20 protein-coding genes are annotated in these 19508 nt (G+C 65.3%); 10 read left to right on the top strand and 10 right to left on the bottom strand.

Translation table 11 applies throughout. The features are described 5' to 3' along the window. Nucleotides 1–72 precede the first annotated feature (72 nt). Nucleotides 73–531 carry a hypothetical protein gene (locus LQ954_RS14885; protein ID WP_227772849.1) on the bottom strand — a complete coding sequence of 153 codons (459 nt, stop codon included), beginning with the start codon at nucleotides 529–531 and terminating at the stop codon, nucleotides 73–75. A 189-nt stretch (nucleotides 532–720) separates the two neighbouring features. Between LQ954_RS14885 and LQ954_RS14880 the strand changes: the two genes are divergently transcribed. From LQ954_RS14880 to LQ954_RS14870, 3 genes are all read left to right on the top strand, one after another. Beyond that, a complete protein-coding gene (locus LQ954_RS14880) occupies nucleotides 721–2058 on the top strand; it encodes an ABC1 kinase family protein (RefSeq protein WP_231023837.1) in 1338 nt (445 codons plus the stop codon). A gap of 62 nt (nucleotides 2059–2120) precedes the next feature. Further along, nucleotides 2121–2537, top strand: a complete 417-nt coding sequence (locus LQ954_RS14875) for a cupin domain-containing protein (protein WP_231023836.1) — start codon at nucleotides 2121–2123, stop codon at nucleotides 2535–2537. Beyond that, on the top strand, nucleotides 2534–3499 hold the full coding sequence (locus LQ954_RS14870) for an SDR family oxidoreductase (protein WP_227772852.1): 966 nt from the start codon (nucleotides 2534–2536) through the stop codon (nucleotides 3497–3499). The genes LQ954_RS14875 and LQ954_RS14870 overlap by 4 nt, the downstream gene beginning before the upstream one ends. Nucleotides 3500–3874: 375 nt before the next feature. Here LQ954_RS14870 and LQ954_RS14860 read toward each other — a convergent pair whose 3' ends face one another. Next, nucleotides 3875–4897 carry a lactonase family protein gene (locus LQ954_RS14860; RefSeq protein ID WP_231023835.1) on the bottom strand — a complete coding sequence of 341 codons (1023 nt, stop codon included), beginning with the start codon at nucleotides 4895–4897 and terminating at the stop codon, nucleotides 3875–3877. Nucleotides 4898–5096: 199 nt separating this feature from the next. Here LQ954_RS14860 and LQ954_RS14855 point away from each other — a divergent pair, with 199 nt between their 5' ends. Next, a complete protein-coding gene (locus tag LQ954_RS14855) occupies nucleotides 5097–5966 on the top strand; it encodes a type 1 glutamine amidotransferase (protein WP_231023834.1) in 870 nt (289 codons plus the stop codon). A gap of 123 nt (nucleotides 5967–6089) precedes the next feature. Then, the gene (locus LQ954_RS14850; RefSeq protein ID WP_231023833.1) at nucleotides 6090–6977 is read left to right on the top strand and encodes a DMT family transporter; all 888 of its coding nucleotides are present in this window, start codon (nucleotides 6090–6092) and stop codon (nucleotides 6975–6977) included. A gap of 11 nt (nucleotides 6978–6988) precedes the next feature. On the opposite strand, the gene LQ954_RS14845 is transcribed toward LQ954_RS14850, so the two are convergent. From LQ954_RS14845 to LQ954_RS14830, 4 genes are all read right to left on the bottom strand, one after another. Beyond that, nucleotides 6989–7750, bottom strand: a complete 762-nt coding sequence (locus tag LQ954_RS14845; protein WP_231023832.1) for an NTP transferase domain-containing protein — start codon at nucleotides 7748–7750, stop codon at nucleotides 6989–6991. Then, the gene (locus tag LQ954_RS14840; RefSeq protein WP_231023831.1) at nucleotides 7747–8649 is read right to left on the bottom strand and encodes a hypothetical protein; all 903 of its coding nucleotides are present in this window, start codon (nucleotides 8647–8649) and stop codon (nucleotides 7747–7749) included. Before LQ954_RS14840 ends, LQ954_RS14845 begins: the two co-directional genes overlap by 4 nt. Then, a complete protein-coding gene (locus LQ954_RS14835) occupies nucleotides 8646–9626 on the bottom strand; it encodes a diacylglycerol/lipid kinase family protein (protein ID WP_231023830.1) in 981 nt (326 codons plus the stop codon). The genes LQ954_RS14840 and LQ954_RS14835 overlap by 4 nt, the downstream gene beginning before the upstream one ends. A gap of 309 nt (nucleotides 9627–9935) precedes the next feature. Then, the gene (locus tag LQ954_RS14830) at nucleotides 9936–11279 is read right to left on the bottom strand and encodes a lipopolysaccharide biosynthesis protein (protein ID WP_231023829.1); all 1344 of its coding nucleotides are present in this window, start codon (nucleotides 11277–11279) and stop codon (nucleotides 9936–9938) included. On the opposite strand from LQ954_RS14830, the gene LQ954_RS14825 reads away from it, so the two are divergent. After that, nucleotides 11272–12396 carry a hypothetical protein gene (locus LQ954_RS14825; RefSeq protein WP_231023828.1) on the top strand — a complete coding sequence of 375 codons (1125 nt, stop codon included), beginning with the start codon at nucleotides 11272–11274 and terminating at the stop codon, nucleotides 12394–12396. The genes LQ954_RS14830 and LQ954_RS14825 overlap by 8 nt on opposite strands. Next, a complete protein-coding gene (locus LQ954_RS14820; RefSeq protein WP_231023827.1) occupies nucleotides 12393–13541 on the top strand; it encodes a hypothetical protein in 1149 nt (382 codons plus the stop codon). Before LQ954_RS14825 ends, LQ954_RS14820 begins: the two co-directional genes overlap by 4 nt. Here the strand turns inward: LQ954_RS14820 and LQ954_RS14815 are convergent. The 4 genes from LQ954_RS14815 to LQ954_RS14800 all read right to left on the bottom strand — a co-directional run bounded on the left by LQ954_RS14815 (nucleotide 13538) and on the right by LQ954_RS14800 (nucleotide 16821). Then, nucleotides 13538–14230 carry an HAD family hydrolase gene (locus LQ954_RS14815; RefSeq protein WP_231023826.1) on the bottom strand — a complete coding sequence of 231 codons (693 nt, stop codon included), beginning with the start codon at nucleotides 14228–14230 and terminating at the stop codon, nucleotides 13538–13540. The genes LQ954_RS14820 and LQ954_RS14815 overlap by 4 nt on opposite strands. Before the next feature lie 79 nt (nucleotides 14231–14309). Further along, nucleotides 14310–14546 (bottom strand): DUF6894 family protein, encoded by a 237-nt coding sequence (locus LQ954_RS14810; RefSeq protein ID WP_231023824.1) that lies wholly within the window; start codon nucleotides 14544–14546, stop codon nucleotides 14310–14312. Nucleotides 14547–15101: 555 nt separating this feature from the next. Continuing rightward, complete coding sequence (locus tag LQ954_RS14805; protein WP_231023823.1) at nucleotides 15102–15659, bottom strand: hypothetical protein; 558 nt, start codon at nucleotides 15657–15659, stop codon at nucleotides 15102–15104. 13 nt (nucleotides 15660–15672) lie between these two features. After that, nucleotides 15673–16821: a zinc-dependent alcohol dehydrogenase gene (locus tag LQ954_RS14800; RefSeq protein ID WP_231023822.1), complete on the bottom strand. Its 1149-nt coding sequence runs from the start codon at nucleotides 16819–16821 to the stop codon at nucleotides 15673–15675. Between the two features lie 210 nt (nucleotides 16822–17031). Here LQ954_RS14800 and LQ954_RS14795 point away from each other — a divergent pair, with 210 nt between their 5' ends. The 3 genes from LQ954_RS14795 (at nucleotide 17032) to LQ954_RS14785 (ending at nucleotide 19045) form a co-directional block, all read left to right on the top strand. Then, on the top strand, nucleotides 17032–17604 hold the full coding sequence (locus LQ954_RS14795; RefSeq protein ID WP_231023821.1) for a hemerythrin domain-containing protein: 573 nt from the start codon (nucleotides 17032–17034) through the stop codon (nucleotides 17602–17604). Nucleotides 17605–17671: 67 nt separating this feature from the next. Further along, entirely contained in the window at nucleotides 17672–17920 is a 249-nt protein-coding gene (locus tag LQ954_RS14790) for a hypothetical protein (RefSeq protein ID WP_227772867.1), read from the top strand. Nucleotides 17921–18064: 144 nt separating this feature from the next. Next, the gene (locus LQ954_RS14785; RefSeq protein ID WP_231023820.1) at nucleotides 18065–19045 is read left to right on the top strand and encodes an aldo/keto reductase; all 981 of its coding nucleotides are present in this window, start codon (nucleotides 18065–18067) and stop codon (nucleotides 19043–19045) included. Nucleotides 19046–19508 lie beyond the last annotated feature (463 nt).

The following is a 19508-nucleotide window of genomic DNA, read 5'->3' as shown; positions in this document are numbered from 1 at the left end:
GTGCGGGCCGTTCGCCTCCTGCATCCGTAATGGATGCAAAACGGGGGCGCCTCCAAACCATCTTACTCCCCGTCACTCCTCCTCTGATGAAGTTTCGGAGAGTGCCTCTGTGATCTGGTCGATCGTCAGGCCAAATACCGAGGCGAGGCTTGCAACGGAGGCGCCTCGTTCGGCGAGCGTTCGGATCCGGTCGGCGTTGACGACCATCGTGTAATTGCTGGTGTCGCGTTGCACGCGCACGATATCCTTGCGGCCCGAGCCGCGCTTGCGCTGGCTGGCTGCCTTGTGCGGATCACTCAGCGCCAGTTGGGCCTCGGCTTCGCGACGCTCCTGCCTGATCCGCTCGCGTTCGGCGGCCTGTGCCTCGCGTGCCTGGGCCCGCGCGTCCAGCCGTTCGGCGGCCGTATCGACGCGTGCGCGTGCCCGTTCTTCGCGCGCCCGCGCCCGCTCGGCGGCACGTTCTTCGAGGCTGTCGTTCGTGCGGATGCGAAAGCCCGGAGACGCCGCGCTGCCCCAACTCTTATCAACCACGAACCACTCTCGTCTCGTTACTCGTCGCCATCAGGCAACCATGCTGAGGGCTGGCCAGCTACCTTGGCGCAGATTGGATTGCCAGAGCATGGGCGATGATCGTGGAACGCCCGGCGATCCGCCGCGCTTGGTTCCGGTTGCGTCTGCTGCGCAAGCGCGGCTGCACGCAGGATCAGTGAAAGGAAGACCATGGCCGACGATCGACGGGGGCGGGCGGTGCCAAGCGGGCGATTGTCGCGCTTTGGCCGCTTTGGCCGGCTGGCGGGCGGAGTCGCTGGCGGCGTCCTGGCCGAAGGCACGCGCCGGCTCGCCTCGGGCGAGCGCCCCCGGATGAGCGACCTGCTGCTCACGCCGGCCAATGCCGCGCGTGTTGCGGACCAGCTGTCCCATTTGCGCGGCGCGGCCATGAAGCTGGGCCAGATGATTTCTATGGACGCGGGCGAGTTGCTGCCGCCGGAGCTGACGCAGATTTTGGCGCGGCTGCGCGACAATGCGCATCACATGCCGCCAGCGCAGCTTGAGCGGGTGCTCGCGGCGGAATGGGGCCGTGACTGGCGGCGGCGCTTCCGGCATTTCCAGGCGCATCCGATTGCCGCCGCATCGATCGGCCAGGTCCATCGTGCGGAACTGCCCGATGGGCGCGTGTTGGCGATCAAGGTGCAATATCCCGGTGTCGCCAGCAGCATCGATGCGGACGTCGACAATGTCGCCACGTTGCTGCGGGTGTCCGGGTTGCTGCCGCGGGAGATCGACATCGCCCCGCTGCTCGCCGAAGCGAAGCAGCAGCTCCACGATGAAGCGGATTACGAGCGCGAACTCGCCATGCTGGAGCGCTACCGCCAGCTGATCGGCGATAATCCCGCTTATGTCGTGCCCGGTGCCGTGCGGGAACTCAGCACCAGACAGGTGCTGGCGATGGATTTTGTCTCCGGCGCCCCGATCGAAGCGCTGGAGGGCGAGCCTCAACCGGTTCGCGACCGCGCGGCCAGCGCGCTGATTTCGCTGGTGCTGCGTGAGTTGTTCGACTGGGGCCTCATGCAGACCGATCCCAATTTCGCCAATTACCGGTGGCAGGCGGAAACGGGGCGGCTGGTGTTGCTCGATTTCGGCGCGGCGCGGCCGGTGGAGCGCGCGACGCGCGCCGGCTACCATCGATTGCTCATGACCGCACTGGACGATGATCGGGAGCGGGTGCGCGAGGCGGCGATCGCGGCCGGCTTCCTCGGCGAGCAGGCGGCACAGCGGCATGACGCGATCGTCGCGCGAATGATCGACGTGATCGTGGCGGAACTTCACCGGCCCGGCCCTTTCGACTTTGGCGATCGCGGGTTTGTCACGGTGGTGCGCGAAGAGGCCGTGCCAATGGCCCGTGATCGGGAGACTTGGCACGTCCCGCCGGTGGACACCTTGTTTGCCCAGCGAAAGGTGAGCGGCACCGCCCTGCTATGTGCGCGGCTGAAGGCGCGGGTGGATCTGCGCGCGATGATCGAATCGCATCGCGATGCGCCGGCCGGCCGGGAATCGTAAGGCACAGGGAACGCTGCCTCGCCGCGATCGTCCTTTCCCATGACAATCGAAAGGACAGCGACATGGCGATCTTCAACAAGGATATGATCGATCTCACGAGCCGGAACACGCTCTGGCAGAAGGAAGTGTACCGCGATCGCAAGGTGCAGATCGTGCTGATGAGCATTCCGGCCGGCGAGGAGATCGGCATGGAAACTCACCCTGCGGACCAGACGACCTTTATTGTCAGCGGCGAGGCGCAGGTCGTGGTCGATGGCCATTCCACGAAGGCGGGCGCCAACCATATGGTGGTCGTGCCCAAGGGATCGGAGCACAATATCGTCAACAAGGGGTCGGGGGATCTGAAGCTCTTCTCGGTTTATGCCCCGCCCGCCGAACCCGAGGGCGCTGCCTTCAAGACCAAGGAAGAGGCGGAGGAAGCCGAAAAAGGCCTGCTCGCGAAGGCGGCCGACAAGGTGAAGGAAGCGGTCGGGCGATGAGCGGCCAGCACCGCGTCGTCATTACCGGCGCATCGAGCGGGATCGGCGCGGCCACCGCGGTCGAGTTCGCCCGCGCTGGCGCGGCGCTGGTGTTGGCGGCGCGCGGGGAGGCTGGTTTGGCCGACATTGCCGCGCGGTGCCAGGCGGCCGGCGGCACTGCTCATGTCCGGGTGGTGGATGCGACCGACGCAGCCGCCGTCGCGGCTCTGGCGGCGGAGGCGCGAGACCTTCTCGGCGGCATCGACCTTTGGTTCAGCTGTGTCGGTGCGGGCGTCGTCGGCCGGTACGAAGACGTTCCCATCGCCGATCACCGCCAGGTGATCGAGACCAATCTCATCAGTCATATGAACGACGTGCACGCCGTGCTGCCGATCTTTCTGGCGCAGGATCGGGGCACGTGGGTGAACATGATTTCGGTCGGGGGCTTCGTCGCGACGCCTTATGCCGCCGCTTATGCCGCCAGTAAGTTCGGCCTGCGGGGTTTCAGCGAGGCGTTGCGGGGCGAGCTGTCGAAGAAGCCGCACATCCACGTGTGCGATATCTATCCGACCTTCGTCGATACGCCGGGTATTGATCATGCCGGCAATTACAGCGGCGCAAGGCTGTCGCTCCCGCCCGGCGCCTTGGCGCCGGAAACGGTGGCAAAGGCGGTGGTCAGGCTGGCCAGTCGTCCGCGGAACACGACGGCGGTGGGCGCGCCGGCGCTCGCGCTGAAGCTCGGACAGTTCGCGGTGCCGAACCTGTCGGCGGCGGTGATGAGCGGCTTCATGGACACTTGGTCTGACAAGGCGCCACCGGGCGAGGATGGACCTGGCGCATTGTTCACCCCGCCGGGATCGGCCAGCGGCATCGACGGGGGCAGGCGCCGTCCCGATCAGCGCCGCGCTGCCGGTGTGGCGATCGGCGTCACCGCCGTGGCCGCTATCTGCGGCGCGGCGCTGTTGTGGCCGCGCCGCCGCTGACCCGCGAACCGCGGAACGATCGGCGGTCGTCCGACCCGCCCGTTACACCGGACGGCCGCTATCTCGTGGTCCGCGGCCGGCTGTGGCGTCGCGCCAATCCCGACCTCCCTTCGCCCCGGCGCGACGCGCTTGTGGCCGAGCTCATGGCAGCGCGTCGGGCAGTTCGAGCAGCCCTTCGTGGCGACGATCCGGCGGCGCTCGCGGCCGCCCGCGCCCGCGTCGATGAAACCAAGATCGCGCTAGGCGAACGTGGCCCAGTGTGGTGGGACGATGGCGCGCCGGACGAGAACCGGCGGATGGCCCGGAACAGCCGCTATGCCGAGTGGTTCGAGGCGCTGGAGCGTGCTGGCCGAGACCAGGCGGGTTCAGGCCGTTTTAGTCCGGAACAAGGCCAAGAAACGCCGCGCCCGGCACGTCGGCGCGGTCCGCCGGACGCTGCGGCAGGCCGTCCGCGTCGACCGGTAAAAGCGTGACGCCGCCCTCCTCCTCATGGGCGACGAGCAGGCGCTGCTGGTCCGGCAACAACAGCAGATAGCGCGGCGAACTGCCGCCACAGGAACTATGGCCGAGGAGCGTCGCTTGGCCCTTCGCATCGAGAGCAAAGGTGGCGACACTGTTATGCCCGCGGTTGCTGACATACAGACGGCGGCCGTCAGGCCTGAGCGCGATGGCGCCGCCAAGGCTCTCCCCGGCGAAATCGTCCGGCAGTGTGGAAAGCGTCTGACCGACCGCGAACCGTTCGTCATCAATACTCAGGACAGTGAGCGTCGATGCCAGTTCGCTGACCAGATATGCGATCGGCAGCCTCGGGTGAAAGGCAAGCTGGCGGGGCCCCGAACCCGGGGGTGCGCGCAGAACCGGCGCCGGCTCTGCCAGCGGAGATGCCGCTCCCGGTACCCGAAACGCCAGCAGTTGATCGATCCCGAGATCCGCCACGTACAGGCGGCCATCAGGGCCGAAGCCGACCCAATGTGCATGGGCGCTCTCCTGACGATCTGGATCGGGGCCGTGGCCCCGGTTCTGGTGCAGCACCGGCGGGGTGAGCGGATGGTGAGCGGCGTCCAGCTCGAACAGCGCAACCGTGCCGCTGTCATAATTGGCCGCCGCGACACGGGTGGCATTGGCGTCGAGTGCCAGGTGGCAGGGACCTTCGCCCCCGGATGGCACTGACGCGAGCTCTCGCCACTCGTCGCTCGCGTCTGCCAGCCTGACGCACCCGGCGGCTTCATCGACGAACAGCCATTTGCTCGACGTGGGTATTCGCACACCAGCGGAAACGTTCACGATCGGTGTGACAAGATCGTTCCGGGTAAACCGGTCACCGTCGATCTGAAGGAGGCGCAGACCCTCCGCGCCCTGCTCCGCATAGCCGCCGGCGATAACGCGCGTGATTGCCAAGCGAGAGCCTCCCGGCCGATGTCGGCCTGTTGTCGAACGACGATGTGGCGCAAACGCCGGCGCTTCAACGAGCGGACCCGGTTTTGGATCAACACGCCGCCGCGAGGTGCAGCGATCTGCCCGAAAAGACAGGTTCCGCCACTACGCGCGGAGCGGACGCGCGCGTCACCCGTTGGGAAGCGCTCCAAAGGACGAATGCGTGACCAAGCCCTTGAAATTCCTGATTGCGGAAAGCGAGCCCCCGGAAGCTCGCGACAAGCGCCGCGCGTCGGTAGGCCGAAGTTCCGGCGAGACGTACCAGGCGGTCTTGCGCCACATCGCACCGACTGCCGAGCTGGCCCGCATCACACCGGCGGACGGTGCCGTGGATCGGCCCGCGCTTGATGCACTGCAGGCGGCAGACGCCATATTCCTCACCGGCTCTCCGCTGCACCTTTATGACGACACGACGGAGGGGCGACGCGTGGTGGAGTTCATGCGCGCGGTCTTTGACTCAGGTACCCCCGCTTTCGGATCCTGTGCTGGCCTTCAGATCGCGACAGTCGCCGCCGGGGGAAGTGTTCGCCCGATGGAGCCGCGCCGGGAGGCGGGGTTTGCAAGGCGCCTTTACTTGACGGGTGAGGGTGCTGGCCATCCCCTGATGAACGGGAGGCCGCCGGTGTTCGACGCACCCGCTATCCACACCGACGAAGTGTCCTGCCTGCCGGAGGGAAGCGTCCTCTTGTGCACGAACGCGACCACCAGTGTTCAGGCGGCCGAGATCAGATGCGGGCAGGGTCTCTTTTGGGGCGTGCAATATCATCCCGAAATCAGCCTGTTCGAGGTGGCTGCCGCCTTGCGCCGGCAGGCCGACGACCTGATCGAACACGGCCTTGCTGCCGATGAAACGGGGGTGGCGGCCCATGCTGCGCTGATCGAAGCGCTGGACGAAGCGCCGGATCGTCTCGACCTCGCCTGGCGCCTCGGCGTGGATAGCGAGATCATCGTTCCGGAACGTCGCACCAGAGAGATCCGAAACTTCGTCGAACGGCTGGTTCTGCCCACACAATCACACCGTGGCCGAGCCTGACAGGAAAGGTGCGCTGACCGCCCGGCCAGGGAAGTGGGCCGTGCCTGACGAGGCACCGGCGCATGAAGAACCCCCACGTCACCGTGCTGGTGTCGAGCCTTCCGCTCTGCCAACGGTGTCAGCATGAAACTGCGCGACTTCCTCTTGCTGGTGCTGATCTGCCTCGTCTGGGGCTACAGCAATGTCCTCAGCAAGATCGTGGTCGGCAATTGGGGCGTGCCGCCGCTGTTCTTTGCTGCCGTCCGCTTCGCGGTGGTGATCGCAGCGACGGTCCCCTGGCTGTTGCCCATGCCGCGGCCGCGTTGGCGCATTCTCGTGATCGGCCTGCTGATGGGCGCGGGCAACTTCGCATTGCTGTTCATCGGTCTGCAGACGGCGAGCCCTTCGGCAGCGGCAGTGGTGATCCAGATTGGCGTTCCCTTCACGACGTTGCTCTCCATCGTGATGCTGGGGGAGCGGATCCATTGGCGCCGTGGGCTCGGCATCGCGCTCACCCTGGCAGGCGTGCTCTTGGTGGTATGGAATCCGGAGGGCGTAGCACTTTCGGCCGGGCTGTGGTTCGTGGTGGGCGCTGCTTTCACGGGTTCGCTGGGCGCGGTGCTGATGAAGCAGGTGGAGGATGTCGCCCCCTTGCGGTTCCAGGCCTGGGTGGGCCTCGTCTCCTTCCTTCCGCTGGCGCTTGCCACCGCTCTGTTCGAGCAGGGACAATGGACCAGTGCATCGGCGATCGGCTGGCCATTCGTCGGCGCCGTGCTGTTTGCGGCGTTGGTGGTCTCGGTCATCGGCCACACCAGCTATTACGGGCTGATCCGCAGGTACGAGGCCAATCTGCTCGCTCCGCTCACCCTCATGACGCCCCTGTTCACCATCGCGTTCGGCGTGATGCTTACCGGCGATCGACTGGATCTCAGAATGGTCGCGGGTGCGATGCTGGCGCTAGCGGGGGTGCTGGTGGTCGCGCTGCGCTCCCGACCCGAAAGCCCGCTGCTGGCGGAGCGGGAGCAGGCCTGAAGCGCTAGAGGTCAGGCGCGGGCTGTCGTTTTGCCGAGATGATCGCGGACGAAATCGAGGTCTGACGGCTTGTCCACGTCTACGGCGGCGAGACCGTCCCGGCACTCAACCACCGCAGCGACAACGCCCGCGCGCCGCCCAAGTGCTGCAATCGCGTCCGACAGCGACAGGCGACCCATCAGATAGCGCAGCAGCAGCCCCGGGCCGAGTCGTCCGACGATACGCCATGGACGCTTGCGATCGCGTTCCACCGCCTGCCACAGCCGAACTGCCGCTTCCGCCTGGGGCGTCGCCAGCAGGAAGAGGTTGCAACCGGACCAATGGCCGTCCGCAAAGCGCAGGTAGGTTCGTCGCGAGCCGGGCGCGGCCCGTTCTACCGACTCCTGGCGCGCGAGCAGCACCGCAACGTCCGTACCCGCCGGCACGTCAGCGACAAAGCTGCGCACCCACTCGGGGCGGAGAAGTGCATGATCGCCGGTCGTGACCAGCAGGGGCGCGCCCAAGGCGGCAAGCGCCTCGGCCGTGCTCGCGCTGGGGCCAGCGGCCGCCGGCAGCATCCGCGCGCCGTGACGCTGGGCCTCTTCTGCTACCGCAGGCGCGTTCGCGGCCACCGCCACATCAGCCACGCCTGCATCACGCAGTGCGCGAAGCACGCGCGCGAGCATCGTCTCGCTGCCGAGTTCAATCAGCGCCTTATCGGAAATACCGGCATATTGGGCGACAGGGTCGGTGCCACCGCGCGAGCCGGCGAGCACGACCGCCGCCGGCATCATCGCAGCACCGTGTGGCGCCATAGCTGCCAGAGCACACCCGGCGCCGCCATGATCGGGTGCCGCTCACGAAATGGGGTCACCATCACTTGCATGCCGGTATGCCGCTCGATCTTCCAGGCAGCGTAGCGGGTGGCCCCGTCAAAGGTGAATGCCGCCTTCATCAGCCGGGCCAGGTTCAGGCGCTTGCCCGCCCGCTCCAGGCGCAGCCAAGCCGAGGCAAGCGCAATGATCTTCGGCTCGGGCAAGCGAGGGGAAAGATCGTCGCCATGCTGCTCGAAATCGACCCCCGCCTCACGCCAGGCGAGCGGCAGGAGCGTCTTGTAGCGAAGCTGATCATATCCCAGGATTTGATCCTCCCGCCCGGGCGCTTCCACGCGCAACTCGGCCGCATAGGTCGCCCGGAACAGGGCACGCCAGAAGGTAATGGCATCGGCGTGTTCCGGCCCGTGAAGCGCGGCGAAGCGCGATGCGGTCATTGCCGCGTCCGCCACGGCCTCGATCGTCCTGTGCCGGAAGCTCGCCCCCTTGGCCCAGACCAGAGCGGCTGGCTGAACGAACCGCGCCCACACCGTCGTGTCCAGCGTTTCGCCCTGTGCCGCGCGGGCGAACGTATCCAGGGGCATGGTCGCGACCTTCGCCCGGACTACCTTGCCCCCGACGTTTACCTCATGATAGCTGACGTCCGGCCACAGCAGCCGACCCACTGCGCTGCGCGAGCGGCCCTCCCGCAGGACGTAGAAGTCGAGCAGCCCGGTCAGGTCGCCGGTGCGAAGAACCGATCCGTAGAACAGCACCGCAACGCCGCCCAGCCGGCTGGCGATCACGCGGCCGGCCTGCTCCACCTCCGGAGGGACCGGCCGGTCCAGCTCGGAGGCAAGGAAATCGGTGAGGGGGTTCACGGCGTCACGAACCGGATCGGCGCGCCCGTCCGCACATCGATCGTGCCGCCAGGGAACATCTCGCCATCAAGGATGAAGCCGCGTTCCAGCTTCAGCTGAACCGGCGGTATGTCATGGCCATGATGATAACCCAGCCGTTGCAGCCAGCCGCCTTCGCGGCCGGCGACAATAGCAGCAGCAGCCACGGGCAGGAGGCGGGGCGGCGCATCGACCGCCAGCACGTCAAAGCCGGCTCCCGTCTTGCCCAAGGGCTTGATGCCAAGCGGCATCCGCTGGAGCGTGGAGCCGAGCAGCAGGTACAGATTGCGGACGCTGGTCTCTCCGGTCTGATAGTCGAGGATCTCGACCCGCTCACCGACCCGCCAGCGGTTGGCCAGGCTGCCAAAGCACGTCTGCGCCACCGCCCCAATGAGCGAAAGACCCACGGCCAGACCATCGATCGCGCCCAGACGGTGCGTTCCTTGTGCCAGTTCGGTGGCCATCACAAAGCCACCGACGCCAAAGATGAAGCCGCACAGCGGCTCCTCGGCGTCGCGGCGGATCTCGATCGGAGCACGTGTCTGGATACGGCCGGTCGCTTGCGCGGCAACGGCGTCCTGCAGCGACCAGCCGACCGGCACTCCCAGATCCAGCGCCAGCGCGTTCGTCTTGCCTGACGGAAGGAGGGCGAGCGGAGGCAAGTCATTGCCGTAGATGCCGGCGGCCGCGCTCAGGACATCGCGCACGGTGCCGTCGCCGCCGTCGATGACGAGCAGCTCGAGTTCCTGCTCGGCGAACGAACGCAGGGTCTTCACCAGTTGCTCGTTGGTCGTCGGGGCAGCGGCCAGCACACCCGGGCCGATCTTGCGTTCCAGATCGACCGTCCAGTTGCGGCGGCTGCGAGGATTGCTGATGATTCCCACGCGCGCGGCGCCGCGTTCGAAGCGGAACGCGGAATTTGGCGTAGGCGCGAGCTGTTTGCCGCCCGGATCACTCATCAGATCCGCGCGCGGCCCTGGCTTTGGAGGAAGTGCGACGCCGGTCGGAAAAGGCACTTTCACGAAATCTGACGTCCTCACAAATGCGTAACAGGGAGTGTTACCTACCGTACCGCAGAGTTGCCAACGCAAGTGGGCGCAAATGCGGCATTTCCGGTGCGGAAGTGGAACTGACCGTTTCTTCCGGGCGATGGTCTGGCACGTTCGATCGCTTGGCAGGGCCCGTGTTCACATGCGCCGACCGGCTCCTTCAGCCTTGTAGGTCGCAACCCGAGCCGGTGAATTCAAGGCGCGAGGCTCGCCGCCCCCTCAGGCGCGCGTCAGGACATAGGCGCTGCGCATCAGGGCGATCAGCGCGACGGCTGATGCGATCAATGATGCCGCGCCTGCCCCGATGATCCCGAAGGACGGCATCAAAAGGATCACGAACGAGAAAAGCACCGCGGCCGAAAGCATGCGGATGCGCAGCGCGCGTGCCGCGTGACCTGTTCCCAGCAGCACCGGTTCGAAGCCGACCGCCATGATGTCCAGTCCGGCGGCAAGGCCCAGCAGTACCAACACCGGGTAAGCGCCAAGATACGCCTCTCCAGCGATCAGGTAGAGCGCGGGCTTGCCGAGCAGCGGCACCAGCACGCAGGTTGCGAGCCCCACGCCCATTGCCAGCTTGGCCGATTGACGCACCAGCTTGCGAAGCTCGCCGGCGCGCTGGCTGGCGTGGGCGCGGGTCACTTCGGGGAACACACCGCGTGCGAACATGTCGGCGAGGCGGACCAGCGATTGGCTGAGCTGATAGGCGAGCCGGTAATTGCCGGCCGCCGCCGCTCCGGTGAGCAGGCCGACCAGCACCACGGCGAACTGCCGGCTGGCGGCGTTCAGGGTGGAGTTCAGATTGGTGACAAAGGCGAAGTGCCAGATTCCCGGGTTTTCCGAAGGGGCGAGCGTGGTCCCTCGCCAGCTGCGAAGCGCATGTGGCGCAACCCGCGCCGCACTGATCCAATAGCCGACCGCCGTCAGCACCTCGGCCGCTGCCCAGGCGATCAGAAAGCCGGTCAGGGTGGCGTCCTGCCAGACTGCGATCAACGCCCCGACGAACCGAGCCATCGGCGTTACCGCATCCGCGCCGGCGCCGATCGCAAACCGATCATGCAGGCGCAGGACTCCGACTGCCGTGGAGCGCACAGACAATAGAAGGACGACCGAAAACGCGAATGCCTGCCACGCAAGCGACGTTGACCAGTCGAAATGCGCCTGCATCAGCCACAGCGCCGCGCCCGCGATGCCGATGCCCACCAATGCCCCGCCAATATCCAGTGCCAGGCAGAAGCGAACGAGCCGGGATAGTGCCGCCGAGGCGCGGCTCTCGCGGTGCACCATCCCGAACCGCACCACGATCTGCCACGTCTGGAAGCCGACGAGTGCCGCAACCGCCTGAGCCGTGCTGAGGATCAAGGTGAATACACCGAACGTCTGGACGCCAAGCGAGCGCGTCGCCAGCGCCAGATAGACGATGCTGAGCACGGCGCCGAGGCCTTTGCCGGTCAGCAGCCAACCGACATTGCGCAGCGCGCGGCGAAACGGGGATATTGCTTCAGGGGGGGACGTCAACGGCTGTCTTCCAATCGCCACCGCGCTATGGGCCACGCGGATGCGCATTGCTTTCCTCTATATCGCAGAAGCCTATCAGTGCTACCATGGCGCAGCCATCGCGCTCGAGCTTGCACGCCGGACCGGCTGGACGATCGTCAATTACTTCAACGATCCAGAGACGCCGCACCACTTGGCGCGGATCACCCAGGCATGGGGTGGGCCAGAGCTGGAGCAACGTCCATTGCGCAAGTCGCGGCTCACGCGGGGGCTGCAACGGATGAAGCGGCTTGGCATGTTCAAGGACATGGTGATGCGCGACAACATCGCCGAACTGAACGGCTATGACGCCATCTTCGCGGTGGAGAATACCGTTGCCGCGCTGCGCCGTCTGGGCGCCACCCATCCCCGGCTGATCTACAGTCCCCACGGCTTTGGTGATCGCGCACGCGGCTTCATCCCGAGGATCGCGACCTTCGACCTCGTCCTGCTCGCCGGGCCGAAGACCGCCGCGCGAATGCTGGAAGCGGGGCTGGTCAGGGAAGGCGGCTATGCGCTTACGGGATCGGTGAAGCTGGATACGGCCGAGCATATCGCCCGCACCACCGCGCTGCCGTTCGCCAAGACGCAGACCACCGTGCTCTACAATGCCCATAAGGAGCCCAAGCTCACGTCATGGCATCGCTTCGTGGAGCCGATGCTCGCCGGCTTCGCCGCCGACCCATCCATGAACCTGATCGTCGCGCCCCATGTGAAGCTCTTCCGCAGGCGGAGCGACACACTGCGCAGTCGCTGGCGGGCGCGCAGCACCCCCAATGTGCTGATCGATCCCGGTTCCGACCGCTCCGTCGACATGAGTTATGCGGCCGCCGCAGATATCTATGTCGGTGACGTCAGCAGTCAGGTCTATGAGTTTCTCGCCAGCCCAAGACCGTGCGTGTTCCTGAACGCGCACGGCATCGACTGGCGGGATGACCCGAGCTTTGCACATTGGCATCTGGGCGATGTGGTGGATGATCCCGCCGACCTGATGACCGCAATCCGCGCGGCGCCGGAGCGCCATGCGCTCTATAGAGAGCGTCAGGAGGCCATGGCGAAGGCCAGTCTTGGCGATACGTCGCCGGGCGCGGCGGAGAGAGCCGCCGAGGCCGTCATCGCCTATCTGGAGGGCCAGGCCCGGGCATGAAGGTAGGTTTTCTCTTCAACCACGACGCCCTGCATCAGATCCGCCATACAGCGCCCGTGATCGGGGAGATCGTGCGCTATCCTCAGGTGGAGGCGGTGGTTCTCACCTCGTCTGCGGAGCAGGAACGCGAAGTTCGCGCGCTTCTGGGCGCTGCAGCGGCAAAGGTGAGGTTCGTTTCCCTGAAGATCGGGAAAGTCGCTGCGGCGCTGGACCGGGCGCTGCGCTTTGTCGCACCATTTCGGCGCATCGCGACGCTTCGCGAGAACCTACCGGCTTTTGCCGCGCTCGATGTGCTTGTGGTGCCCGAAACCACCTCGCTTCTGCTGCGCGACCGCTTCGGACTCGATCAGCTAAAATATGTGTGGATCCCGCACGGCGCAGGCGACCGGTCCGTCGGCTTCCGGGCGGTGATGCGCGGGTTTGATCTCGTGCTTCTTTCCGGTGCGAAGGTACGCGACAGGATGCTCGCCGCCGGCCTGATCACGCCCGACAATCACGTCATCGTCGGTTATCCGAAGTTCGATACGATCGATAACGGGCCGCCGCCGCGCCTGTTCGCCAATGATCGACCAACGGTGCTGTACAACCCGCACTTCGATCCCTTGCTCTCATCCTGGTATTCGATGGGCGAGGATGTGGTTGCCTGGTTTGCAGCGCAATCGGACTACAATCTGGTGGTCGCGCCCCATGTGATGCTGGCGCAGCGACGGGTCCACGCCTCCGTCGAGCACCGCGTGGTGCACTGGCGCCGCGACGTTGCAGAGCGTTATCGCAGCTTGCCCAATATTCATGTCGACATGGGCAGCGAAGCTTCGGTGGACATGACATATACGCGCGGCGCGGACATCTACCTCGGCGACGCCAGCAGCCAGATCTACGAATGGATCGTGCGCCCGCGCCCCGCGATCTTTCTCGATGCGAGCAAGGCGGAATGGCAGGACAGCCCCGATTTTGCACATTGGCGTCTGGGGGAAGTGATCGGCGACATCCGGGAATTGCCGGGTGCGCTGGACCGCGCCGTCCGCGAACCTGACCGCTTCCGCGCGGCGCAGGAAGCCGCCTTCGCAGCAACCTTTTCGCTGACCGATCAGCCCGCGTCCGCGCGCGCAGCGGCCGCCATTGTGACGCGCTTCGGCGGCGCTTAGCCGGCCCCCCAGTCCGCGATCTGCCAGCCGCGCTCGCCGGCCAAGGCGCGCAACTTGCGGTGCGGATTGACTGCTACTGGCTCGTCCACCCACTCGAAGGTCGGCTGATCGGTCGCATGGTCGGAATAGAAGCGGATGTGCGTGTTGGCACGGTCCATCCCGCTGCGCGCGAACCATGCGGTGATCATGGCGTGCTTTGCCGAACCGTAGCAGTTCGGGCCGCTCAGCGCCGGTAAGATGTCGCCACCGGCCCCGCGCGAAGCCTCGGTTGCGACCAGATCTGCGACACCCAGGCGGCGTGCGATCGGCTCCGCGTAGAAGCGGTGCGCCGCGGTGGCGATGACGATGCGCCGCCCCTCTCCTTTGTCGGCGGTCAATTGCGCGCGCGCACCCGGGCGGACGTGATTGCGCACGATCCATTCGGCGAACGCTTCGGATACCTTCGCCAGCCGGTCCGGCGGCACGGCGGGGCCCAGGAGCAGGCGATGCATCGCCTCCTTCAACTGGTCACGGTTCATGATACCGAGCGATCGCGTAGCGGCGGAGGCGACCACGGCCGGCAGCAGCGCGAGCCGGGCCGGCTCGAGCCGCCGCGCAGCAAACAGCAGATAGGGCGTCCAGGTGGGAAGGCTGGTGATGGTGCGGTCAAGGTCATAGATCGCGAGCGGGACCGGCGGCGTCTTAGTCATCGCCTGTGCCGTGCAATGCCGCACGGGCGAATGTCAAAAGGGGCGCCGGTGCGCCGCGCCAACCGTTGCGCGGATCGCCTCAGGAAATCTGATAGGCCACTTCGCTCAGCAAAAGGCGGGCGATGGCCCGATCGGCGATTTCCACGTCGACGCTGCCGCCAATCGTCCGCTGCCCGCGGCGCACTGGGGTGCGCACCAGTGTGCGGGCAAAGCGTTGCGCATGAGCCATAGCCGCGTCGAGGTCAGGCAGTTCATCACGTTGCACACGATGGGTGACGTTGTCAGGGGTACGGACACGGAAGACATAGCTCGGCATGCCAGCTAAATGCCTGAGAGACGGTGGAGTTTCAGGCTTCAACATAGATTGTGATGAATCCCGCAAACCAGACTGCGTGGGCCTCGCCTTGGGCTGAGCAATACTGTTGCAGACAGGTCACGCCGAGTGATGCAGCCTCACCGCCGGCGGGCGGATTGCAGCCTTGTTCGCCCGCGCTTCTACGTCAGAGACATTGCCGCGCTGGCTGATCCCGGCCGCGGGCGCCTGCGTTGCATGTACGATCCGCCGACGTTGCCGATCGCGACTATGGACAAGCTATTGAAAACACGGGCGGGCGTCCCACATTCCTGTTATCGTTCAACAACGGAAAGGAGGTGGTCGAATGTCTCATTGTCTCACGCCGCTCGCGGCAAGTCTGATGGACGTGACCTCCGCCGCGGAGGTTCTCGCCTGACGAGAGCCGCGAATGGCTGACAATGGAAAGGCCGCTCTCGCAAGAGGGCGGCCTTTCGATTTTGTGGATGTTGGGAGGCGCTGATCAGCCATCAGGCAGGGTAGCGCCGACGCCTTGCTTCCCCGTTAAGGTCGCGCCGCTCAATACGGGATGTGTGGCACCGAGTCCGGATCTGTCGGCGTCGCCACTGCCGGCGCGGGCTGATTGTCCCGCCGAGATCCGCCGCGACGGAACGCCGCGACCAGCGCGATTCCCACGGCCAGGGTGGCACCAGCCTTCAGCACGAACCCTTTCTTGTTGTGCTGCCACTCCGAACGCGCGCCCATTTCACCGGGGATGTTGGGCAGCTTGCCGCGCGTGAGATCTTCCACCACGCCTTCGACCACATTGATCCGGTCGGCACCCATCAACAGCAGCCAGTGCCACCAGTCGGATTCGCTGCGGCGAAACGCGTAGCGGCGGATCGCACCGGACAGACCGCTCGGCGGCGTCGACGTGCCGATCACCGCCGGCAGGCGATTATGCTCGATCGATCGCAGCACTTCGACCTGAGGAATCTGTTGCGACGGGCGCGTCCAGGTGAGCCCGCGGTCCTTTTGGTCCTCGATATGGCGGATCGGATAGGTGGGATTGTTCTTCGGATCCGCATCCACGCCCCAGCCGGGGATCTTGGACGTGTCGACCAGTTGCTTTGTCATCGTACCTCTCCGCTCACTGGCCGTTCGGCAGCAGCACCGGCTTGATGCAGCCGTCGAGCTTCGCCGAGAACATGTGGTAAGCATCCGCGATGTCGGTCAGCGGAACGCGATGGGTGATCATGGCCTTGGGATTGAGGTGCCCGGCCTTGATGTGGTCCACCAGCCGGGGCAGCAGCCGCTTCACCGACGCCTGATTGGCGCGAACGGTGATGCCCTTGTTCACGACATTGCCGATCGGGATCATGTTACCCGTCGGGCCGTAAACGCCGACGATCGACACGATCCCGCCCTTTTTCACGGAGTTGATCGCCCAGTGGAGCGCGATGGCGTTCCCGGCCTCCAGCTTCAGCTTGGTGCCGAATACATATTGCAGGGCATTGCCCGCAGCATCGCCGCCTACCGCATCGATACAGACATCCGCGCCAAGTGAGTCCGTCTGCTTCTTCAGGAACACGACGACGTCGTCGATCTCGCGGAAATTGTACACTTCCGCAGGGGCGAAGACGCGTGCGAATTCCAGCCGATAATCGAGATGGTCGATCACGATCACCCGTCCGGCGCCGAACAGCCAGGCGGAACGCGCCGCCATCAGCCCCACGGGGCCAGCGCCGAACACCACCACGGTGTCGCCCGGCTGGATGCCGCCCATCTCGGCCGCCTGGTAGCCTGTCGGCACGACATCGGTGAGCAGGACCGCATCGTCCGGGTCCATCCAGTCCGGGATCACCATCGGTCCGACGTCGGCATAGGGCACGCGGACATATTGGGCTTGGCCACCGTCATAGCCGCCTGCGGTATGCGAATAGCCGAAGATGCCGCCTACCGCCGTCGCCTGGGCGTTCGATTCGTGGCAGTTGCCGTACAGGCCCTGCTGGCAGAAATGACATTTGCCGCACGCGATGTTGAACGGCACGAGCACATGATCGCCTGGCTTCAGGTTGCGGACTTCCGGCCCGACCTGTTCCACGATCCCGCAGAACTCATGCCCGAAGGTCATCCCGATTCGCGTGTCCGGAACCATTCCGTGGTAGAGGTGCAGGTCCGATCCGCAGATGCACGATCGGGTCACACGGACAATGGCGTCCTCCGGGTGAAGGATCTGCGGCATCGGTTTCTCGTCGGCACGGACGCGATAGGGTCCGCGATAGTTCATCGCCAGCATGCAAGGGCTCCCATGCGAGCGGCGTTGCTCGCCTGACGCCTTCAAGTCGGAACGCCATCTTGGGTTCCGCCACTTGCTTCAGATCAAGGCTCGCAACTACCCACCGGCGCGTCCCCTTGATCTACGTTAGGCAGAAAGCAGCGCAGCGATCATCGCGGCAGGAACACCCCGCACGGCTTGTCGTTGCTACTCCAGCAGAGGAGCAGGAACATGGCGACATCAGGCAATGTGTCAGGCACGGGCACGAACCGGCAGACGGCGGCGATCGGTGCCGCGGCTGGAATTGCGATCGGCTTGGCAGCGAACCTGCTGCGAAAGTCGGCAGTGCAGGCCCCGACGATGTTCGCCGGAAACTGGGACAAGGCACTGGCGGCGGAGCATGCGGCAGCACTGAAGATCTTCGATCTCCTGGAGGAGACTGAGGACACGGCAGTTGCGCGTCGGACAATGCTGCTGACGCAGCTGAAGCACGCCATCAGCAAACACGCCTTCCAGGAAGAGAATGTTGTGTATGCGATGATGCGCGATCACGGGCTGACGGAGGCTGCGGATCACCTCCATCACGAACACGGCTACGTGAAGCAGTATTTCTTCGACTTGGGGGAGATGCCCAAAGACGACCCGAACTGGCTGCCGAAGCTGAAGGAGTTTCGCGCCATGATCGAAAGCCACATGCGGGAAGAGGAGAATGACCTGTTCCCGCGGCTGAGTTCAAAGCTCACCGAGGAGCAGAACAAGCACATCACCGCCGCGATGAACAAGGAAGGTTTCAAGCTGGCCTGAATGTTCCGGCCGGGCCCATGGCACCATGAGTCCGCCAACGCGCGCCCGCGAGATTCTGGAGGATGATATGACCGATAAACAGCCGATGCAGGCCGATGGCAGCGGAACCAAGCCGCACGTTCCCGATGAGAATGGGGAGGTCGCCAGCCGGCGGGATAGCAGCGGTGAAAGCCAGGGCGGCGCCTACCCCAATCCACACACCGGGAAGAAGGGCGGCCATTTCGACGGCGGGCAGTCGGGACGCGCCTATCATGGCACCGGCCAACTCGGCGATGAGAAGACGGGGGAGCAGCCCAACTCAGCCTCGACCGAATAAAGGTCGGTCACAGCTGTTTCTACCGCGTAGCATTCCGCGGGTGCCTTATGGTCGCGGGCGCGCTCTGGCTGCACGACCTTTCGCTTGGCCGCCAGCGTTTGTTCTGATCAACGATAGCGCGGCAGGATCATCGGGAGAGGCCGGATGGAATATGTGAAGCTTGGCGCCACGGGCTTGGACGTGTCGCGGCTTTGTCTCGGTTGCATGACCTTCGGGGATCCCGGGCGCGGCAATCATGAATGGACCCTTCCGGAGGAGCAAAGTCGTCCACTGCTGCGCCAGGCGATCGAGGCAGGGATCAACTTCTTCGATACCGCTAACGTCTATTCCGACGGCAGCTCCGAGGAGATCGTAGGGCGAGCGCTGAAGGAGTTCACCCGCCGCGAGGAGGTGGTCATCGCCACGAAGGTGCATGGCCGGATGCGGCCCGGTCCCAATGGCGCTGGCTTGAGCCGCAAGGCGATCATGCAGGAAATCGATGCCAGTCTGACGCGCCTCGGGACCGACTATGTCGATCTCTATCAGATCCACCGTTTCGACTATGAAACGCCGATCGAGGAGACACTGGAGGCGCTCCACGACGTCGTGAAGGCCGGAAAGGCGCGCTATATAGGTGCGTCCTCGATGTACGCTTGGCAATTCGCGACCATGCTGCACACGGCTGACGCGAACGGATGGACGCGCTTCGTCACCATGCAGAATTATCTGAACCTGCTTTATCGGGAGGAAGAGCGCGAAATGCTCCCGCTGTGCGAAGCGGAGGGTATCGGAGTCATTCCGTGGAGCCCGCTGGCACGCGGGCGGCTGACACGAGACTGGGGGGAATCAACCAGTCGGTCGGAGACCGACAAGTTCGGCCAGACGCTCTTCGCCCATACTGCCGACGCGGACAGGAAGGTGGTCGAAGCGGTGGCCGCTGTAGCGGCTGAACGCGGCGTGCCACGCGCGCAGATCGCACTGGCATGGGTCTTGTCGAAGTCGGTTGTGTCTGCCCCGATCGTCGGCGCCTCGAAGGAAGGCCATCTGGAGGATGCCGTCGCTGCTCTCGACATCGTTCTGAACGATGAGGAACTGCGTCGCCTCGAGCAGGCGTACGTGCCGCACGCGGTGGTCGGCTTCCAATGACACCGCTCGATTCGAGCTCGCGTCGATGCGCCAGCTCGAATCGAAACGCGCAGCTGAAAGGAGCCTCCGGTCCAGATTCGGAGGATATCGTCGGAATCGCGGGCGAGATTCGCGTGCTCGGTCAGATTCACCCCTGCAGCCTCCCAAAAGCACGGCGAGTCTCGGACATGCGATGGCCTTGAATAGAAGGGTCTCCGTCGGACAGGCGCCTCGTAACTCTCGAGGAAGCAGCCACTTTTTTATGAAATCTGACGGCTGCCGGAAAAACCTGTTGACGGTTGGGGGCGGTCCGCCTAGATGGGTGTCACCGCAGCGGTGGCCGGCACGGTTGCTGAGGCGGTTAGCGAAAACAAGGCGCCATGGTCGCCCCGAGAAAAAGGGGTTAGCCGAGGCGTCGGTTTTTGTCGCTCTTTGACATTGTTGGTCAAGATGAAGGGACATGTGGGCGGCGGCTCCGGGTCCG

Source organism: Sphingomonas sp. IC-11 (assembly GCF_021043365.1).
GTDB lineage: Bacteria > Pseudomonadota > Alphaproteobacteria > Sphingomonadales > Sphingomonadaceae > Sphingomonas.
The sequence above is the reverse complement of the archived record's forward strand: the minus strand, read 5'-3'. Positions and strand labels throughout refer to the sequence as shown.

Excerpts from the sequence above, each read along its gene's own strand:
- LQ954_RS14815 (WP_231023826.1), bottom strand. The coding sequence starts at position 14,230 with ATGACTAAGACGCCGCCGGTCCCGCTCGCGATCTATGACCTTGACCGC.
- LQ954_RS14805 (WP_231023823.1), bottom strand. The coding sequence starts at position 15,659 with ATGACAAAGCAACTGGTCGACACGTCCAAGATCCCCGGCTGGGGCGTG.
- LQ954_RS14820 (WP_231023827.1), top strand. The coding sequence starts at position 12,393 with ATGAAGGTAGGTTTTCTCTTCAACCACGACGCCCTGCATCAGATCCGC.
- LQ954_RS14830 (WP_231023829.1), bottom strand. The coding sequence starts at position 11,279 with ATGCGCATCCGCGTGGCCCATAGCGCGGTGGCGATTGGAAGACAGCCG.
- LQ954_RS14785 (WP_231023820.1), top strand. The coding sequence starts at position 18,065 with ATGGAATATGTGAAGCTTGGCGCCACGGGCTTGGACGTGTCGCGGCTT.
- LQ954_RS14875 (WP_231023836.1), top strand. The coding sequence starts at position 2,121 with ATGGCGATCTTCAACAAGGATATGATCGATCTCACGAGCCGGAACACG.
- LQ954_RS14835 (WP_231023830.1), bottom strand. The coding sequence starts at position 9,626 with ATGAGTGATCCGGGCGGCAAACAGCTCGCGCCTACGCCAAATTCCGCG.
- LQ954_RS14810 (WP_231023824.1), bottom strand. The coding sequence starts at position 14,546 with ATGCCGAGCTATGTCTTCCGTGTCCGTACCCCTGACAACGTCACCCAT.
- LQ954_RS14880 (WP_231023837.1), top strand. The coding sequence starts at position 721 with ATGGCCGACGATCGACGGGGGCGGGCGGTGCCAAGCGGGCGATTGTCG.
- LQ954_RS14870 (WP_227772852.1), top strand. The coding sequence starts at position 2,534 with ATGAGCGGCCAGCACCGCGTCGTCATTACCGGCGCATCGAGCGGGATC.
- LQ954_RS14845 (WP_231023832.1), bottom strand. The coding sequence starts at position 7,750 with ATGATGCCGGCGGCGGTCGTGCTCGCCGGCTCGCGCGGTGGCACCGAC.
- LQ954_RS14795 (WP_231023821.1), top strand. The coding sequence starts at position 17,032 with ATGGCGACATCAGGCAATGTGTCAGGCACGGGCACGAACCGGCAGACG.
- LQ954_RS14825 (WP_231023828.1), top strand. The coding sequence starts at position 11,272 with ATGCGCATTGCTTTCCTCTATATCGCAGAAGCCTATCAGTGCTACCAT.
- LQ954_RS14800 (WP_231023822.1), bottom strand. The coding sequence starts at position 16,821 with ATGCTGGCGATGAACTATCGCGGACCCTATCGCGTCCGTGCCGACGAG.
- LQ954_RS14790 (WP_227772867.1), top strand. The coding sequence starts at position 17,672 with ATGACCGATAAACAGCCGATGCAGGCCGATGGCAGCGGAACCAAGCCG.
- LQ954_RS14850 (WP_231023833.1), top strand. The coding sequence starts at position 6,090 with ATGAAACTGCGCGACTTCCTCTTGCTGGTGCTGATCTGCCTCGTCTGG.